The organism is Baia soyae (assembly GCF_004341445.1).
GTDB classification, from domain to species: Bacteria; Bacillota; Bacilli; order Thermoactinomycetales; family Thermoactinomycetaceae; genus Baia; species Baia soyae.
Genome location: NZ_SLXV01000013.1, coordinates 13060 through 28768, shown reverse-complemented (window position 1 = coordinate 28768; position 15709 = coordinate 13060). Strand labels below are relative to the sequence as shown.

At 42.6% G+C, this 15709-nt stretch carries 17 protein-coding genes; 1 reads left to right on the top strand and 16 read right to left on the bottom strand.

The features are described from left to right. Positions 1-13 precede the first annotated feature (13 nt). The 15 genes from fabD to EDD57_RS05830 all read right to left on the bottom strand — a co-directional run bounded on the left by fabD (position 14) and on the right by EDD57_RS05830 (position 13750). On the bottom strand, positions 14-937 hold the full coding sequence (gene fabD, locus EDD57_RS05900) for an ACP S-malonyltransferase (RefSeq protein WP_131848554.1): 924 nt from the start codon (positions 935-937) through the stop codon (positions 14-16). A gap of 27 nt (positions 938-964) precedes the next feature. Continuing rightward, positions 965-2200 (bottom strand): ABC transporter permease, encoded by a 1236-nt coding sequence (locus tag EDD57_RS05895; protein WP_243649461.1) that lies wholly within the window; start codon positions 2198-2200, stop codon positions 965-967. Positions 2201-2223: 23 nt separating this feature from the next. Next, a complete protein-coding gene (locus EDD57_RS05890; RefSeq protein ID WP_083426264.1) occupies positions 2224-3171 on the bottom strand; it encodes an ABC transporter ATP-binding protein in 948 nt (315 codons plus the stop codon). A gap of 349 nt (positions 3172-3520) precedes the next feature. After that, on the bottom strand, positions 3521-4393 hold the full coding sequence (gene ku, locus EDD57_RS05885) for a non-homologous end joining protein Ku (protein WP_243649460.1): 873 nt from the start codon (positions 4391-4393) through the stop codon (positions 3521-3523). 31 nt (positions 4394-4424) lie between these two features. Next, positions 4425-5801: a tetratricopeptide repeat protein gene (locus EDD57_RS05880; protein WP_165873685.1), complete on the bottom strand. Its 1377-nt coding sequence runs from the start codon at positions 5799-5801 to the stop codon at positions 4425-4427. A gap of 129 nt (positions 5802-5930) precedes the next feature. Then, positions 5931-6314: an aspartate 1-decarboxylase gene (panD, locus tag EDD57_RS05875; RefSeq protein ID WP_131848550.1), complete on the bottom strand. Its 384-nt coding sequence runs from the start codon at positions 6312-6314 to the stop codon at positions 5931-5933. A 4-nt stretch (positions 6315-6318) separates the two neighbouring features. After that, complete coding sequence (gene panC / locus EDD57_RS05870; RefSeq protein WP_131848549.1) at positions 6319-7182, bottom strand: pantoate--beta-alanine ligase; 864 nt, start codon at positions 7180-7182, stop codon at positions 6319-6321. Then, positions 7179-8045: a 3-methyl-2-oxobutanoate hydroxymethyltransferase gene (gene panB / locus EDD57_RS05865; protein WP_131848548.1), complete on the bottom strand. Its 867-nt coding sequence runs from the start codon at positions 8043-8045 to the stop codon at positions 7179-7181. Before panB ends, panC begins: the two co-directional genes overlap by 4 nt. An 11-nt stretch (positions 8046-8056) precedes the next feature. Next, complete coding sequence (locus EDD57_RS05860; RefSeq protein WP_131848547.1) at positions 8057-9040, bottom strand: biotin--[acetyl-CoA-carboxylase] ligase; 984 nt, start codon at positions 9038-9040, stop codon at positions 8057-8059. Then, the gene (locus tag EDD57_RS05855; protein WP_131848546.1) at positions 9021-10247 is read right to left on the bottom strand and encodes a CCA tRNA nucleotidyltransferase; all 1227 of its coding nucleotides are present in this window, start codon (positions 10245-10247) and stop codon (positions 9021-9023) included. The genes EDD57_RS05860 and EDD57_RS05855 overlap by 20 nt, the downstream gene beginning before the upstream one ends. A gap of 13 nt (positions 10248-10260) precedes the next feature. Beyond that, positions 10261-11385 carry an N-acetyl-alpha-D-glucosaminyl L-malate synthase BshA gene (bshA, locus tag EDD57_RS05850; protein ID WP_131848545.1) on the bottom strand — a complete coding sequence of 375 codons (1125 nt, stop codon included), beginning with the start codon at positions 11383-11385 and terminating at the stop codon, positions 10261-10263. Between the two features lie 38 nt (positions 11386-11423). After that, the gene (gene bshB1, locus EDD57_RS05845) at positions 11424-12131 is read right to left on the bottom strand and encodes a bacillithiol biosynthesis deacetylase BshB1 (RefSeq protein ID WP_131848544.1); all 708 of its coding nucleotides are present in this window, start codon (positions 12129-12131) and stop codon (positions 11424-11426) included. 16 nt (positions 12132-12147) lie between these two features. After that, on the bottom strand, positions 12148-12549 hold the full coding sequence (locus EDD57_RS05840) for a methylglyoxal synthase (RefSeq protein ID WP_131848543.1): 402 nt from the start codon (positions 12547-12549) through the stop codon (positions 12148-12150). A gap of 28 nt (positions 12550-12577) precedes the next feature. Then, the gene (dapB, locus tag EDD57_RS05835; protein WP_131848542.1) at positions 12578-13378 is read right to left on the bottom strand and encodes a 4-hydroxy-tetrahydrodipicolinate reductase; all 801 of its coding nucleotides are present in this window, start codon (positions 13376-13378) and stop codon (positions 12578-12580) included. A 21-nt stretch (positions 13379-13399) separates the two neighbouring features. Beyond that, complete coding sequence (locus tag EDD57_RS05830; protein ID WP_131848541.1) at positions 13400-13750, bottom strand: nucleotide pyrophosphohydrolase; 351 nt, start codon at positions 13748-13750, stop codon at positions 13400-13402. A 158-nt stretch (positions 13751-13908) separates the two neighbouring features. On the opposite strand from EDD57_RS05830, the gene EDD57_RS05825 reads away from it, so the two are divergent. After that, on the top strand, positions 13909-14793 hold the full coding sequence (locus EDD57_RS05825) for a YitT family protein (protein WP_131848540.1): 885 nt from the start codon (positions 13909-13911) through the stop codon (positions 14791-14793). A gap of 41 nt (positions 14794-14834) precedes the next feature. Here EDD57_RS05825 and EDD57_RS05820 read toward each other — a convergent pair whose 3' ends face one another. Continuing rightward, complete coding sequence (locus EDD57_RS05820) at positions 14835-15638, bottom strand: sporulation protein YpjB (RefSeq protein WP_131848539.1); 804 nt, start codon at positions 15636-15638, stop codon at positions 14835-14837. Between the last annotated feature and the right edge of the window lie 71 nt (positions 15639-15709).

Here is a 15709-nt window from a genome sequence, read left to right as displayed (position 1 = left end):
GAAACAAACCCTCCTATCTCATTCTCTTCAATGCCTTCGCTAACGCCATCGGTGATTCGGTCGAATGCACTTGATATCCCTCTGCAAAGGAGCGCATCAATCCTGATAACGTCTTGCTAGATCCCACTTCTACAAATTGCTCCATCTCCATCTCTGCCAATCGCTTAATCGTTTGTGCCCATCTGACAGGGCTTGTACACTGCCTTCGCACATCTTCTAAAATTAAATCGACATCTTGTGATTCCGTCGCTGTACAATTTAGGACGATGGGGACACGAGGAGTATCGAAGGAGAATTGAGTGATAAACTCCATAAACTCTGACTCCATCTCCTTCATTAGCCGAGAGTGAAACGCTTGGCTAACCGATAGCTTCTTAGCTTTAATCCCTTCGATCTCATCCAGCACCGTGTAAGCCTCATTCATTTGCTCCACAGCTCCAGACAATACAATCTGATTCGGTGCATTATAAGCGGCTATATCGATCTCTTGCTCTTCGATCCATGTAAGGGCCTCAGCCATCAGTTCGTGTTTCGAAGTCACAATCGCAACCATGCTACCCGGTTGCTTCACCGACGCCATACATTTTCCACGCTTACGAACAATTTGTAGTGCATCCGCAAACGTGAGAGAGCTAGACGCTACTAGCGCCGAAAACTGTCCCACACTATGCCCAGCCATCGCCGATGGAGTGATGCCCTCTTGTTCTAGTAAACGATACACTCCAACGCTAGCTGTTAAGATCGCTGGCTGAGCTACTTCTGTCGCGGTTAAATACTCAGCCGGACCTTGAAAACACATTTTTTGTAAATCAAACCCTAACACCTCATTGGCTTCGTTGAAAAGATCCGAGAAAATAGCTTCATATCTTCGATAGAAATCCTTGCCCATCCCCACATACTGGGAGCCTTGACCCGGAAATAGAAATGCGAGACTCATCATCCACCTCCTTATCGGTGTAATCGGTTATTCAAAGCGAAAACGTTGGATTGCGATTGTTAGGAATAGTAAACCCATGCCGAGAAGAACGCCTGCTGGGAGAAGAATGTCCACCAAGCCTCCTCCGTAGACCAACAAATCACTAAATCCACCCGTTGACCAAGCTGTCAAGGTAACGTGAGCAAACTTCTGCAACCATTCTGGTACGATTGATAATGGCCACCAAGACCCGCCCAACGCCGACATCGAAAGAACCACTAAAAGCGAAATACCGCTTGCTTGCGAGCGTGTTTTACAAAATGCCGCCAGTAACATGGCCAATCCTGTTGCCGCAAATGCGGTACTGATCATCATCAATAACAATCCAAGGATGCTGTTTCCTAGATTCATGTCGAAAACGAGATAACCAACCGTAAATAAAACAAGACATTGGAATGTTGCTGTCATAAAACTAGAAAGCATTTTACCTAAGAGAATAGATTGACTCGAAATTGGTAATGTTTTTAATTTGCGTAATGTTCCATTCTCTCGTTCTTCGAGTAATGCCGAAGCAGCAGAACTTGCACCGAAAAGGACAAACATAACCGCATATCCGGGTACGTTGTAATCAAATGGAGTTGCTGTACTTCCCTTACTCTTTTCCAAACTTTTTGTTTTCACTTCAATTGGAGGCTTTTCTGTATATGGCTTAACATAATCTTGTACTTTGGAAATTTCTGAAGTAGGATCCAATTTTAGATTATGCTTTTGTCCCACAACACTAGCAAAATTTTGTATAGACTGGGCCCCAACCTGATTGGCAACGATCGCAGTCGACAACCTAGACGTATATTCCGATACTACATTCTTTATCACACCTGGGATCACTTGATCCGCTGGATTTTGGATAACCTCCACACTAGCCCCTTTCCCTTCATCTACAGCCTTTGAAAATCCTTTAGGAATCACGATTGCAGCCTTCTTATCTTTCACTAATTCCTCTGCTTCGCTCCTAGTCATCGGCTGTTCTTTTCCATCTTTTTTATAAGTAAGTATCAAATCCAAAGCTTCTACTTTGTTTAATGCCTCCACCATATCCTTCGCCGCTTGTCCACTATCTTCAACCACAACCGGTATCTTAAACTTTTCGGTAGGACCACCATATAGTCCCGATAGAGCAACACTAGCAATCGCAATGATAATGATAGGAGCTAAAAATAAGTAAGCTAATCCCCAAATATCACGAAACAAGATTTGTAGATCTTTTCTTGCTATATGCCACATACTCAAGTGAATCCCTCCGCTCTCTAATCACGTAGTTTTTTGCCTGTTAATTTTAGAAATACACTCTCTAGATCAGACTCGTGAACGTTAAAAGACTCGACTGGTATCTGGTTTGTACGAAGCCAGCCCAAAACGTTTTCGGTAACCTCTAAGAGATTGGAGGAATGAATGGTCAGTTTGTTATCAATCACATGGTGAGAATCAACATGTGGCAATGAGGAGATATGCTGGACCAACCAATCAGGGATGGACTTAAAATCGAGTACCAACTGCTTGTCCCCATATTTTTGGAGCAAGGTGTCTGTTTCCTCTAAATCCAATATCTTGCCTTTATCATAAATCGCAACACGATCACAGAGTTCTTGGGCTTCCTCCATGTAGTGGGTCGTATAAATCACTGTCATTTGGAACTCTTTTACCAAGTATTGAATCGAATTAAATATGTGATTCCGTGATTGAGGGTCTACTCCCACAGTCGGTTCATCCAAAAATAATACTTTCGGACGATTTAGTAAACCAATTGCTAAATTTAAACGCCTTTTCATCCCTCCAGAATAGGCTCCTACTTTACGGTTCGCCCAATCTTCTAATTGTGCAATTTTTAACACTTCTTTGATTCGTGATCTCTTCTCTCTGCCTTTCAAACCATATAAATTAGCAAAGAATGAGAGATTTTCCTCTGCGGTAAGCGTAAGATAAAGGGCAAGATCTTGAGGGACAAGACTCACTTTCTGCTTTACTTTCGAACTATCCTTCAGCAAATCATATCCGCATACAGTGGCCGAACCCCCATCAGGCGGCAAAACCGTTGTCAGCATGGAGATGAGTGTCGTCTTACCAGCTCCATTAGGCCCCAGCAATCCTAAGACTTCACCCTCATAAATATCTAAATCAACTTCATTTACCGCGGTAAATGAATCAAATTTTTTGGTTAATCCGTATGTAGAAATTAAAATATCCCTTGTGGACAAGTGAAGGCCCCCTTTATCAAGCATGATTTGGAATGCTATACTCCTAGACCGTTCGCCTCCCTAATCTATTTCCCTATACAGCATTCCAGATACAGGAAAAAATTAAAATAAATCAGAAATTGGTAATTGCTAATAAATATTTCAAATAAAAATGACCAAACAAATCGAAACAGATTTTATATATTTGAATCTATTTAAATGACATGGTATAGGAATCATATTATAGCCGTCAAGTAGTTAAGAATAGTAAAATATGGCGAGTTTTTTAGATGGCAAATTTCTTTATATAAAGAATAATTAAATTACAAAACAAAAAAACCCAGAATAGATCGGGGTTTTTGTTGATAAATTAGGCTTCTTTATTTTTCTGTATTTTTTTTGTAGATTTTTTTTGGGGACTTTCTGTTTTTTTCTTGGTTATTTTCTTCTTAGAGGGTTCTGTGGGTGTTTCGACTACTTTATTCGAATTCGTTGCTTCGAGACTGGCTCGCAAGGCTTCCATCAAATCGATTACTTTTTCTGGACGACGTGCAGGAGCTTCTACTACTTCTTGGCCTGTGATTTTCTGCTCGATTGCATTTTGCATGGCTTGGCGGTATTCATCGTGATATTGTTCAGGATTAAAGTCGGTAGTCAGGTTCTCAATCAGTTGTTTTGCCATTTGTAGCTCTTTTTCGGGTAGTTCCATCGCTTCTGGAACGCCTGGGACCATGCTCACATCACGAACCTCATCCGGATAATGAACCGTCTCCATAACTAAGCAATTTTGATAGACTCTTATCACAGCTAATGAGCGCTTGGAACGAATCGTAATCTGGGCTACTCCAATCTTATTCGACTCTTTTAGCGCTTCTCTAAGTAAGGCATATGCTTTATTATTTTGGTCTTGGGATCCTAGATAGTAAGTCTTTTGAAAGTAAATGGGATCAATTTGATCTAGATCCACAAAATCTAGAATCTCAATCGCCTTATTGGCATCAGGCAGTAAGCCAGCCATCTCTTCTTCATCCATCACCACAAACTTACCATCCGCATATTCGAAACCCTTTACCACTTCGCCCCATGGAACTTCCTGCTGACATTGCGGACAAGTTCGTACGGTCTGAATAGGCGTTTGACACTTACTATGAAGATAACGAAACTTAACATTCTTCTCTTCCGTTGCCGCAAACATTTTAATCGGTATGTTTACCAGACCGAAGCTAATCGATCCTTTCCACATCGTATGCACGATCTATTACCTCCATCTATGATTAGGATGACAAGCAAATTTCCTTCCAGCATTGTTGCATCAAATCGGAACGTCCTTCAATTAAGTGACATATTCCTTGATAAAAGATCGGATCTCTCCAGTTTTTCAAACGGGAATGCGCCTCCTGAAACTGCTCAATCGCTTCTGTAACCTGTCCCATCTCTAATAAAGCTCTCCCTTTTTGGTAATGCCCCATCGCTTGAGAAGAAGATTGCTCTTGTTCAATCATTTCTTCGGCGATTTGAATGGCTTCTGGTGTCTTTCCTGCTTTGGTAGAAAGACGGGAGCGCATGGCAATCCAATTGGGCTGTTGCTGTGCTTCCATCGGGATATGGGATAAAACTTTTTCTACTTTATCATCTTGTCCTTGTAAAAAGGAGATCCATGCAAACGTAAATAACAAGTTCGGATTTTTAGGATCGAGTGTAAGACCTTTCTTTAACCACAACAAAGAAGAGTCAGCATCATGTTTCGCCCAGAAATTCCAAGCAATTCCATGATAAGCCATAAATCGATGCTCTTGATTGGAGATTAATTTCCGGTACCATTCGATCGCTTTATCATGTTCACCCATTTCTTCATAGTCATGGGCTATGGAAATCATCACAATCGGATGATGCGTTTTCTCATAAGAAGCCATTCGCCAGAAATTAACGCTTCCCCATTCACGATAGTGCCTATAACAATTGGATAAATAATGCATCGATTCCCAGTCGTGCTCATTTATATTTAAAGCATGATAAAAATGAGGAATCGCTTCATGATATTCGCCCATTCGATAATAACAAGTACCTAAGTTAAACCAGCTATCACTGTGATCTGGGATGATGCTAATCACCTTGCGAAAATGCTTGATGGCCTGCGTATCATTCCCTTGTTTCACTTCTATACATCCCAGCATATGTGTGGCAAATCCCACAAATACATCTTGTGTCGTCGTGCGAATCACGAGATGAAAATGATTGGCAGACTCTTCTAGTTCACCCGCATGGAACTGTGATAATCCTAAATAAATACGTCCCAATAAAAAATCAGGCTCTTGATGAACAACTTGATGGAACAAATCTTTGGCCTCATGAAACATAGTAAGATTAAAGTATCCTTGACCTTGTCGAAACTGACGGACCACTGATTCATGAATCCAAAACTCTTCTTCTACCTCTTTTTCATCATTCATCAGCTCTGGATGCTCATGAATCAATTGGGCCACTCTCTCCTCAATAGCAGACCATGATTCCAATAGCTGATCACACGATTTTTTTAATTGACGAAAACGACCTTTCCATTTTTGGCGGTCTTTTAAAGGGCTATCCGGATAATTTGCTTCAATCTCTTTTAACGTCTGTTCCACGATTTCGATCCATTGGGGCTGAAACATAAAATCTCCTCCGCTCATTCATGCTTGATGTTTGGAGTATCTCCTTATGAAGGAAATGTATTCAGAAACCAATATAAAAACCCCCTAAACGAGAAATTAGGGAGTTTTTATATTGGTTTCTTATTCAATTTAGATAATGACACCATGAATTTCTTCACCAAGCATCTGTGAAATCTGATTGCCTTCATCCATGATAGCAATCTTCGGCCGATAAGTTCGAGAAGTAGCATCATCCATTAATGCATAAGCAATGACAATCACGGTATCACCTGGTTGCACAAGGCGAGCAGCTGCACCATTTAAACATAGCACTCCGCTACCACGCTCACCTGGAATGGCATACGTTTCGAGACGGGCACCGTTATTATTATTGACGATTTGCACTTTCTCATTAGCCAAAATATCGACTCGATCCATGATATCCTCATCAATGGTGATACTACCTACATAGTTCAAATTCGCTTCTGTTACGATAGCACGATGTATTTTTGATTTCATCATCGTACGAAACATGGGATTAACACTCCTTGTTGTTATGACGGACCAGTACATTATCAATCAGGCGTGTAGAGCCGAAACGTACTGCAACTGCGATGAGTAGGTCATCTGTAAGAGAATTCGGGCTCTCAAGTGATGGATACTGCAGAGTATCAACATAGTCTATCTCAGCCAGAGATTGTGTTTGAATCTGCTGGATCACAAATTGACTCACTTGATCAGTACTTTCAAACAAATGAGAAGCTAATTTATCTTTTGCCATCTGAAGGCTTTTCGACAAAATCAATGCCTGTTGATGTTGTTCGGGAGTTAAAAACACATTGCGCGAACTTAATGCTAGTCCATCTGATTCTCTAACAATCTCGCAAGGAACAATGGTTACCGGGATATCAAGATCTAGTACCATCTGCTCGATGACAGCTACTTGTTGGGCATCTTTTAACCCAAAATACGCTCGGTCTGGTTGCACAATCTGAAATAGTTTCGTTACTACAGTAGCCACACCATCAAAATGACCTGGTCTAGAGGCACCGCATAGCTTTTCTGTAATCTGGCCAACTCGCACATAGGTTAACGATTGACTCGGGTACATCTCTGATACATCAGGATGAAATAAATAGTCAACGCCTGCTTTTTTTGCTAACTCACAATCCCGTTCAAAATCACGGGGATAACGATTCAGATCTTCATTTGGTCCAAATTGTAGTGGGTTAACAAAAATCGACATCACTACTATATCACACTCTAGTTTAGCTTGTTTTACTAAACTTATGTGACCCTCATGTAGATACCCCATAGTTGGTACAAATCCAATCCTTTTACGATCTGTGCGTGACGATTGCAAGGAAGATCTTAGTTCGGATTTTGTTGTGATCACTTTCATAATATGCCTTCCTTCTCCTTCTGGCCACCGCCATAGAGATGTTGTTCCGTCTCAGGAGACAGATGGGATACGTGTTTCTCAGCCGGGAATTGTTGCCCTTTCACCTCTTCAACGTAAGAGCGAATCCCTTGTTTGATCAACTCGCCCACATCAGCGTACCTTTTCACAAACGAAGGCTGAAAATCTCCACCACCTATTTGCAACACATCATGAAAGACAAGAACTTGACCATCACAATATCGCCCTGCACCAATCCCAATCACAGGAATCGAAATCTCATCTCGAATCTGCCTTGCTAATTCTTCAGGAACACATTCAAGCACGAGAGCAAATGCGCCAGCCGCCTCCACTTTTTTGGCCTCTTCGATTAAATGCAAGGCGGAGGATGGATCTTTTCCTTGTATAAGGTAGCCACCTAATTTATTTACCGATTGTGGCTGTAGGCCGAGATGAGCCATCACAGGAACCCCAGCTTGCACCAAAGCTTGCATCTGGTCGATTATTTCACTGCCACCTTCTAACTTAACCCCATATGCATTTGCTTCTTGCATCAGCCTGCCCGCCGCTTTTAATACCTCATCACGAGATAAGTGAGCCACCAAGAACGGGAGATCTGCAATCACCATGGCTCGCTTCGCCCCGCGAGTTACTGCTTTCGTATGATGAATCATATCCGCAAGCGTTACCGGAATCGTGGAATCATAACCGAGAACCACCATTCCCAGTGAATCCCCCACTAAGATCACATCTGCCCCGGCCTCTTCTACCAACATAGCACTCGGATAATCGTAAGCGGTAATCATCGCAATCGGAGTTTGTTCACGTTTCATCTTGGCAAGTGTACGAATCGTTACTTTCTTCATTGGCTATCCCCTCAATATTTTTCTATATCGATTTCTGCAGAATAAATCGCTATGGTTCCTTGATCCACTTGCAACTTTAGTGCACCCGTGTCATATAAACCCTTGAGAATACCCGTATGATTCCCCTGAGGTGTTCGCACGGTAATCATTTGATTCATCTTATAGGCGCTTGACTCCCACTCTTGTTGGATAGTCTGAAAGCCCTCCTGTAGATATCGCTCGTAACACTCTTCCAGTTCCTCTAAAACAGCCGCAATTAACGTGGCACGGTGGATATCTCCACCTAATTCGATGGTTAACGATGTGGCGATATCCAAAATCTCTTTAGGGAAATCTTGTTTTTTTGTATTCACATTCATCCCGATCCCGATGATGGCATAGTGAATGCAATCTTGCTCTCCCCGAATCTCCGTTAATACCCCACAAACTTTCTTCCCAACGATTAGCAAATCATTCGGCCATTTAATTTGTATGTCCAAGCCAGTTACTCTTTCGATTCCACGTTTAATCCCAACAGACGTTAAAATCGTGAGATGGGATGCACTTTGCAAAGCAATGGGCGGACGTAAAATCAGGCTCATCCAGATCCCTGTACGAGGGGGAGAATGCCATACACGTCCTAGACGACCTTTGCCATCACCCTGCTCATCTGCAATCACGACAGCCCCCTCTGGTGCGTCTTCCTTGGCCCATTGGTGTGCGATGATTTGGGTGGATGGAGTATGGTTTTGATATTGAATTTCACGACCAAACCGTTTGGTTTGTAGATGGGAATAGATTTCTTCCGGAGCCACTCGATCAGGCCTGTATACCAGACGATAGCCACTGCGCGGTTTCGCTTCAATCTCATATCCTCCAGCCCGCAGTTCCTCCATGTGCTTCCAGATAGCCGCCCTACTTACTCCAACTTTATGACTCAACTCTTCCCCTGATAGATAATTAGGCTGGCGGTCCAATAATACGGCCAAGATTTCATCACGAATACTTTGTGGCAATTTGGCCCCCTACTTTCAACAAAATTTCTTTTTGATTTGCAATCTCTCCCAATGCAACCAAGCGACATAACTCTGACAAGACCCCTTTTACCCATGGACCCGGTTTTTTCCCGATGGATGAAATGAGTTCATTTCCTTGAATGGATAGATCGGTCACTTTTCTAACCGGCATTTCTTCCCACCAGTCTCGTAATTCCTTCATCTCAAGGCCCGTTTCGTTGGTTAGTGCTTGCCTGATGTAGTAGCTTTCTACAACGGGTTCCATTCCATAACAGAGCAAGATTTGCTTCATCCATTTCTCGTCAGGCATTTTTACTTTCTCCCATTGTGCCAATATCTCCATAATAGACCGGAATAGCTGGGAATCTTTTTTGGAACATTTACACTCACGAGCTCTGCTTTCCAAGGAGTCCGCAGTCGTGCCGAATGCGAGAAGGAACCAAACCCATTTCCCTGCACGCTGGCAGTTGATTGGAATATGGGTAAGCCGTTCTCTTACTCTCTCCTGATTCCATTGCCATCGAGTAAAAGGAGGCATGTGATGAAAAAGCTCAGTATGTAGAAACACTTGAAAACCGATGTGGGGGGTTGGGCTTCCCAAAATCTTATCCATCTCGGTCATAATTCGTTCGACAGACAGGTACTGTACATCCTGCTTACAACGCCCCATCGCTTCTTTAGTAAGTGGATCAATCGAAAAGGAAAACTGAGCCGCAAATCGCGCAGCTCGAATCATACGCAAAGCATCTTCTTGAAAGCGCTCCGCCGCAGTCCCAACCGCGCGAATCATCCCACTGGCTAAGTCAGTCTGTCCATCAAAATAGTCATATAAATTTTCATCTAAATCCATCGCCATCGCATTTATGGTAAAGTCTCTCCGCTGTAAATCATCTCGTAAGGATCGTACAAACTGGACTCCACTTGGGCGACGATGGTCTTCATAAACCCCTTCTGTTCGAAAGGTTGTTACTTCTACTGTTTCTTGGTCCCATAGCACCGTTATGGTCCCATGTTCAATTCCTGTAGCAACAGAACGAGCAAACAAGTTTTGAACTTCAGATGGGGTTGCTGAAGTGGCAATATCATAATCGTTTGGAACTCGATCCAGTAGTAGATCGCGCACGCATCCTCCAACTAAGTATGCTTCATAGCCTGATTCATTTAGCATCTGAATGACTGCATGAGCGGCTTTTCGCCTAGGATCCATGTGTTCACCACCTTTAACGTTCCTCTAGTACCTCACGATACAAACTCTCATATAACTCGACAACCGCTTCTCCGGAGAAGTGTTTTTGCACTCTTTCCATACCCGCTTCTACAAATTGATCATATAAGGAAGGCTCTGTTAATAGTTTGATCGCATTGCTGGCCATCGAATCGACGTCACCGATATGTGAAAGGAAGCCTGTTACACCATGTTCTACCACTTCAGGCAGTCCACCTGCGTTTGATCCGATTGTTGGAACTCCGCAAGCCATGGCCTCTAGTGCCACTAAACCGAAGCTTTCTTTTTCAGATGGGAGAAGTAACAGATCGGCTAAAGAGTGGATTTGTGCCACATCGTCTTGTTTACCTAAGAAGGCGACTTTCTTTTCTAATCCGAGACTTTGCACCATCTTGCGAATAGGGATAGAGTCGGGTCCTTCACCCACAAGTAGCAATTTTGTTGGGACTTTCTCATGTACTTGAGCAAAGATTCGAATTACGTCTTCTGTCCGTTTCACAGGGCGGAAGTTAGAAATATGTAACAACGTTTTTTCATCGCTACAAGGAGTATACTTCTCACAAGCTCCTGTCACGTCCCTTGGATAGTACACACGTTGATCCACAAAGTTATAGATCCGCTCAATTGGAGTCTCTACTTGAAAGATATCAATCGTCTGTTCTGCTAGGCTATCTGATACCGCCGTCACTCGGTCACTCTGGGTTATGCCAAACTTGATCACGTCTTTTAGGACTGGATCTTCACCTAATACCGTGATGTCTGTGCCATGAAGGGTTGTGACGATTTTTAGGTGATCGCCTACCATCTGCTTTGCTAAAACAGCCGCAATCGCGTGAGGAACCGCATAATGCACATGAAGCAAGTCCAACTTGTATGTTTGGGCAACCTGTGCCATTCGACTAGCTAAAGCCAAGTCATACGGAGGATATTTAAACAGAGAATATTGATTGGCTTCTACTGGATGATAATATATGTTTTGGTGAAACCCACCTAAGCGAAAGGGCATATCATAGCTGATAAAGTGGACTTGATGACCACGATCCGCCAGTAATTTTCCCAACTCCGTCGCCACCACTCCAGAGCCTCCATGTGTGGGGTAACATGTGATACCGATTTTCATAAGTTGCACCCCTATCCTATTTGCTAACTTACATACACCTACACTAATAATGTCTGATTTATAGGTCGTGGGCTTACTAAACCTTCGCCATATTGTACGCCAATCATCTGTCCCCACATCTGGTCCCGTCCTTGAATCATCGACAAGAAAGATGGGCCGTTAATAGGAGTCTCAACTTGTCCTTCTGCTCGTTGAAACTGACTGCGATAAGCTAGGATAGAGTCCATTTTTTTCTCATATACGTCACTAATATCAACAATGATATCTGCTTTGGCGATGTCATTGAGAAAATAGTAATACAGCTGTTGTATGCGATGATGTGGCTTATTGTCAGGAGTTTGAACATTTTTAAGGCCTGCGTTAAAAATCGCTTCATTAACCAATTTGCTACAAGCTACATGATCTGGGTGACGATCTTCAAAGTAAGGAGCTAGTATGACAGAAGGACGGCACTCTCTGATCACTTGGACCATCTTCATTAATTGCTCTGGCGATCCCGTCAGGCCCCGATCTGGTAATTGGAGATTATAATGTCCAACTAAACCCAAAGCCTCTCCTGCCTTCTTCGCTTCCTCTTTACGTAATTCAACCGTACCATTTGAAGAAAGTTCTGCCTCTGTTAAGCTACAAATCGCCACGCGTTTCCCTGCCAAAGAATGTTTGGCTAGAATCCCGGATGCACCAATCTCCACATCATCGGGATGAGCACCAAAAGCCAATAAGTCTACAGTTTGAAGCTCTTCCAACTAAATCCCCTTCTCTCTAATCGTTTTGTGAATGATCTCTTTTAATAAATCCCTCTTGATCGAGAGAACGAATCAGAATTTCTGCCGTCGCTAAATTCGTTCCTACGGGAATGTCATGAACATCTGCTAATCGCAACAAAGCTAAGATATCGGGTTCATGAGGCTGGGAGGTGAGCGGATCTCGAAAGAAAATGATCAAATCGATATTCTGCTCGGCCACAAGCGCTCCAATCTGCTGATCGCCCCCTAATGGACCTGATAAAAAACGATGCACTTCAAGCTGCGTCGCTTCCATAATCATAGTTCCAGTTGTACCGGTTGCATATAAACGATGCGAAAGAAGTAACGGTTCATACGCAATGGCAAAGTTAACCATCTTCTTTTTTAATGCATCATGTGAGATGAGTGCAATATTCATCTAGTTCTCCACCTTCGATATGCTACAATTACATATCTAAAATTTCTTCCAATCCATACACAAGATGATCTAAATTCATCACTTTTCGAACTGAGAGATCCACTCCAGGCATAAACGATTCTCTATTTAATGAGTCATGCCGAATCGTTAATAATTGCCCATCTCCACCGAAGAGAACTTCTTGGTGAGCCACAAGCCCTGGTAGACGGACACTATGGATACGGAAACCGCTATAGTATGCGCCGCGCGCCCCTTCCCATACTTCCTGCTCAGAAGGATGACCCTGCTTCACCTCTTTACGCGCTTCTGCAATCAATTCCGCTGTTTTAAGGGATGTGCCTGATGGAGCATCTAGTTTATTATCATGATGCGATTCAATAATCTCCACATGGGGAAGATATTTGGCCGCTTTTGCCGCAAACACCATCATCAAAACAGCCCCAATCGCGAAGTTAGGGATAATTAAAGCTCCTAGTTTCTTCTCCGCAAAGTCTTTCTGAAGCTGATCAATTTCTTCTTCGCTGAGGCCAGTTGTCCCTACTACAGGACGAACCCCTGCTTGCAAGCACAACTCCATATGATCTTTCACACATTCGGGAGAAGTAAAATCGATTAAAACATCTGCTTCCACTTCATCTAGAACTGTAGCAACAGAACGATGAAAAGAGACCCCAAGTGACCCAATCCCGATCATCTCTCCTACATCTTTCCCTTCTTCAGAGCGTGAAACCGCACCTACTAATTGAAAATCTGCTATACGTTGAATCAATTTTACCGCTTCTTGCCCCATCTTGCCGGAAGCTCCAGCGATGATAATACGAATACTCATGGTGTCCTACTCCTCTTTCTCTTATCTCTCTTCTTCATTCTCTTTTCGTGTCCATCGATCTTTGTCACGCGTGTTGTATTTGTTCATTACTCCATCAAATGCCTCTTGTAGACTAATGTCAAGGGAATTAGCAAAACAAGCGATGATAAAAATAAGATCGCCCAACTCATTTTGAATGGAATTATCTTCTTCCGTCTTCTTTTTTGGTTTTTCTCCAAATTGGTGGTTTACTTCCCTCGCCAACTCACCCACTTCTTCGGTCATGCGAGCAAGCATAGATAGAGGTCCGAAGTAACCTTCCTTAAATTGACCAATATATTCATCCACTTCACGCTGAATATCGTGAAATGTTTTCGGTTTTTTTTCTGACATCGAAATACCTCCTGACCTTCCCATGTTACCTTATCATGCCTAAGATATAAAGTTACTAAATTAATTGAGAAACCCTCTCGGATTTTTGATATTATATCGGGGTATACTACACTAAACAGAATTTGGTTCACCATTTCTGTTAAACGGAGCGAGCTACTATGAAGAAACAAATTTACATGCACATCCGCAATATTCTCTCCATCTTAATTGGAGCCTTTATTGCGGCTGTCGGAATCAACTACTTCGCGATTCCTAACCAATTAGCCGAAGGCGGTTTTACAGGGATTGCTTTGTTAGCCAATTACCAATTTGGCTTATCGCCCGGATGGATCATCTTGGCATTAAACATTCCCCTCTTTTTTGTTGGATATAGGGTATTTGGAAAACAAACATTATTTTACACCTTAATCGGAACCATTTCCTTCTCCCTCTTTATCGAATGGACAGCGGGGCTAGGAAGCTCCCGTCAAGACGTACTGCTAGCCTCTCTCTATACCGGAGTATTAGTCGGAATCGGACTGGGCCTCATTTTCCGGGTTGGAGGAACCACAGGTGGAGCGGACATTATCGCCCGCCTTATGAACAAGTACTTCGGTTGGAGCATGGGGAAAACAATGTTTATCTTTGACTTTTTTGTCATCCTTATCTCTAGCAAAATCATCGGTTTGGATAAAGCCATGTATACCTTAATCGTCGTATTCGTCGGGGCGCGTGTGATTGATTTTGTCGTAGAGGGGTTAAACGCATCGAAAGCGGCAACTATCATCTCCAACGCAGCCGTTTTATTGGCTGATGAGATTACTCAGAAAATGGGTCGCGGTGTCACGTTCCTACAGGGAAAAGGAGGATACACCGGGACAGAGAAAAACGTTATTTACATCGTCCTCGCACCCAATCAAATCCCGAAACTAAAGCAAATCGTTCACAACGCAGATCCATACGCTTTTATGGCCATACATGACGTTCGTGATGTTTATGGAGAAGGATTCTCGTATGAGACTCCAGAAGAAGTAGAAAAGAATGTTAAAAAAGCAAAAAAATAAGCAAAAAGCACTCATTTCTATTTATGAATGAGTGCTTTTTGCTATGTTGTTCCTGCTTTCGTCCCCTCGTATTTCTTCCACAGAAAATAACTTAATACTATTAAAATGGTACTCAGCAGCCAGATAATAAGCATAGGCATCGGCATTTGTACTGTGGGTCTTAGCAGTTTCATCACATCTTGATCACTTCCGTGAAAAATTTTCGGAATGAGCTGTTCAAGAAGTTGAATAATCGTCTCATTTTCCGAAAAATTCTTGTTTTTATAGAGGAAAGCAAGCATAGAATCTATTTTTTGTAAAATAGCTGGACTTTTTGAGATCAAAATAGCTGGACGTACCAGATCAAAGCTTTTTTGAAATTGACGAACCGCTCCCTGAAGATCTTCTTGCTTCTGCTCTTGGTTCGATTGTTTGATCCCGCTAACAGACCGTTGTAACTCCGGCTCTGCATTATGCCATAAGGGCTGGTTGGTGTGAATGAGAACATCAAATGAGTACACTAACTTCCTCGCTCGTGCCGTTAATCCCTCTGGATCTACCAACACCTGATTCAATTGCTCGTCCATCTCTAAAATCGTATTAGATAGGGCTGAAATTACGCCCAGTGAATACTTTTTCACCTGAAAATTCGTTTTCGAAAAGGAGATAGCCAGTTTCGTAACAGTCGATTTAGCATCCATTAGATTTTGTTGGCCAATCTGTTTCTGTGTCTGAAGCGCCAATTGTAGCCACTCTTGCTCCTTTGAACTTTCTGCCGATAACGTATCTTCAGCCCATACATTCGATATATTCCAAAAAAAGAATCCATTTAACATGACAAATATCAGGCAAAGTCGAATCCACAACAGGGTCCCCTCCTGCTAACATACTCGTACTACTACCTTATTCAGGTTGTCCGACTCACATGTCTAAGAGG

What these genes read in the sequence shown, in the direction of transcription:
- EDD57_RS05840 (WP_131848543.1), bottom strand. Translation starts at nt 12,549, where the DNA reads ATGAATATTGCACTCATCTCACATGATGCATTAAAAAAGAAGATGGTT.
- panD (WP_131848550.1), bottom strand. Translation starts at nt 6,314, where the DNA reads ATGTTTCGTACGATGATGAAATCAAAAATACATCGTGCTATCGTAACA.
- ku (WP_243649460.1), bottom strand. Translation starts at nt 4,393, where the DNA reads ATGTGGAAAGGATCGATTAGCTTCGGTCTGGTAAACATACCGATTAAA.
- bshA (WP_131848545.1), bottom strand. Translation starts at nt 11,385, where the DNA reads ATGAAAATCGGTATCACATGTTACCCCACACATGGAGGCTCTGGAGTG.
- panB (WP_131848548.1), bottom strand. Translation starts at nt 8,045, where the DNA reads ATGAAGAAAGTAACGATTCGTACACTTGCCAAGATGAAACGTGAACAA.
- fabD (WP_131848554.1), bottom strand. Translation starts at nt 937, where the DNA reads ATGAGTCTCGCATTTCTATTTCCGGGTCAAGGCTCCCAGTATGTGGGG.
- EDD57_RS05830 (WP_131848541.1), bottom strand. Translation starts at nt 13,750, where the DNA reads ATGTCAGAAAAAAAACCGAAAACATTTCACGATATTCAGCGTGAAGTG.
- EDD57_RS05855 (WP_131848546.1), bottom strand. Translation starts at nt 10,247, where the DNA reads ATGGATCCTAGGCGAAAAGCCGCTCATGCAGTCATTCAGATGCTAAAT.
- EDD57_RS05895 (WP_243649461.1), bottom strand. Translation starts at nt 2,200, where the DNA reads ATGTGGCATATAGCAAGAAAAGATCTACAAATCTTGTTTCGTGATATT.
- dapB (WP_131848542.1), bottom strand. Translation starts at nt 13,378, where the DNA reads ATGAGTATTCGTATTATCATCGCTGGAGCTTCCGGCAAGATGGGGCAA.
- EDD57_RS05825 (WP_131848540.1), top strand. Translation starts at nt 13,909, where the DNA reads ATGAAGAAACAAATTTACATGCACATCCGCAATATTCTCTCCATCTTA.
- panC (WP_131848549.1), bottom strand. Translation starts at nt 7,182, where the DNA reads ATGAAAGTGATCACAACAAAATCCGAACTAAGATCTTCCTTGCAATCG.
- EDD57_RS05880 (WP_165873685.1), bottom strand. Translation starts at nt 5,801, where the DNA reads ATGTTTCAGCCCCAATGGATCGAAATCGTGGAACAGACGTTAAAAGAG.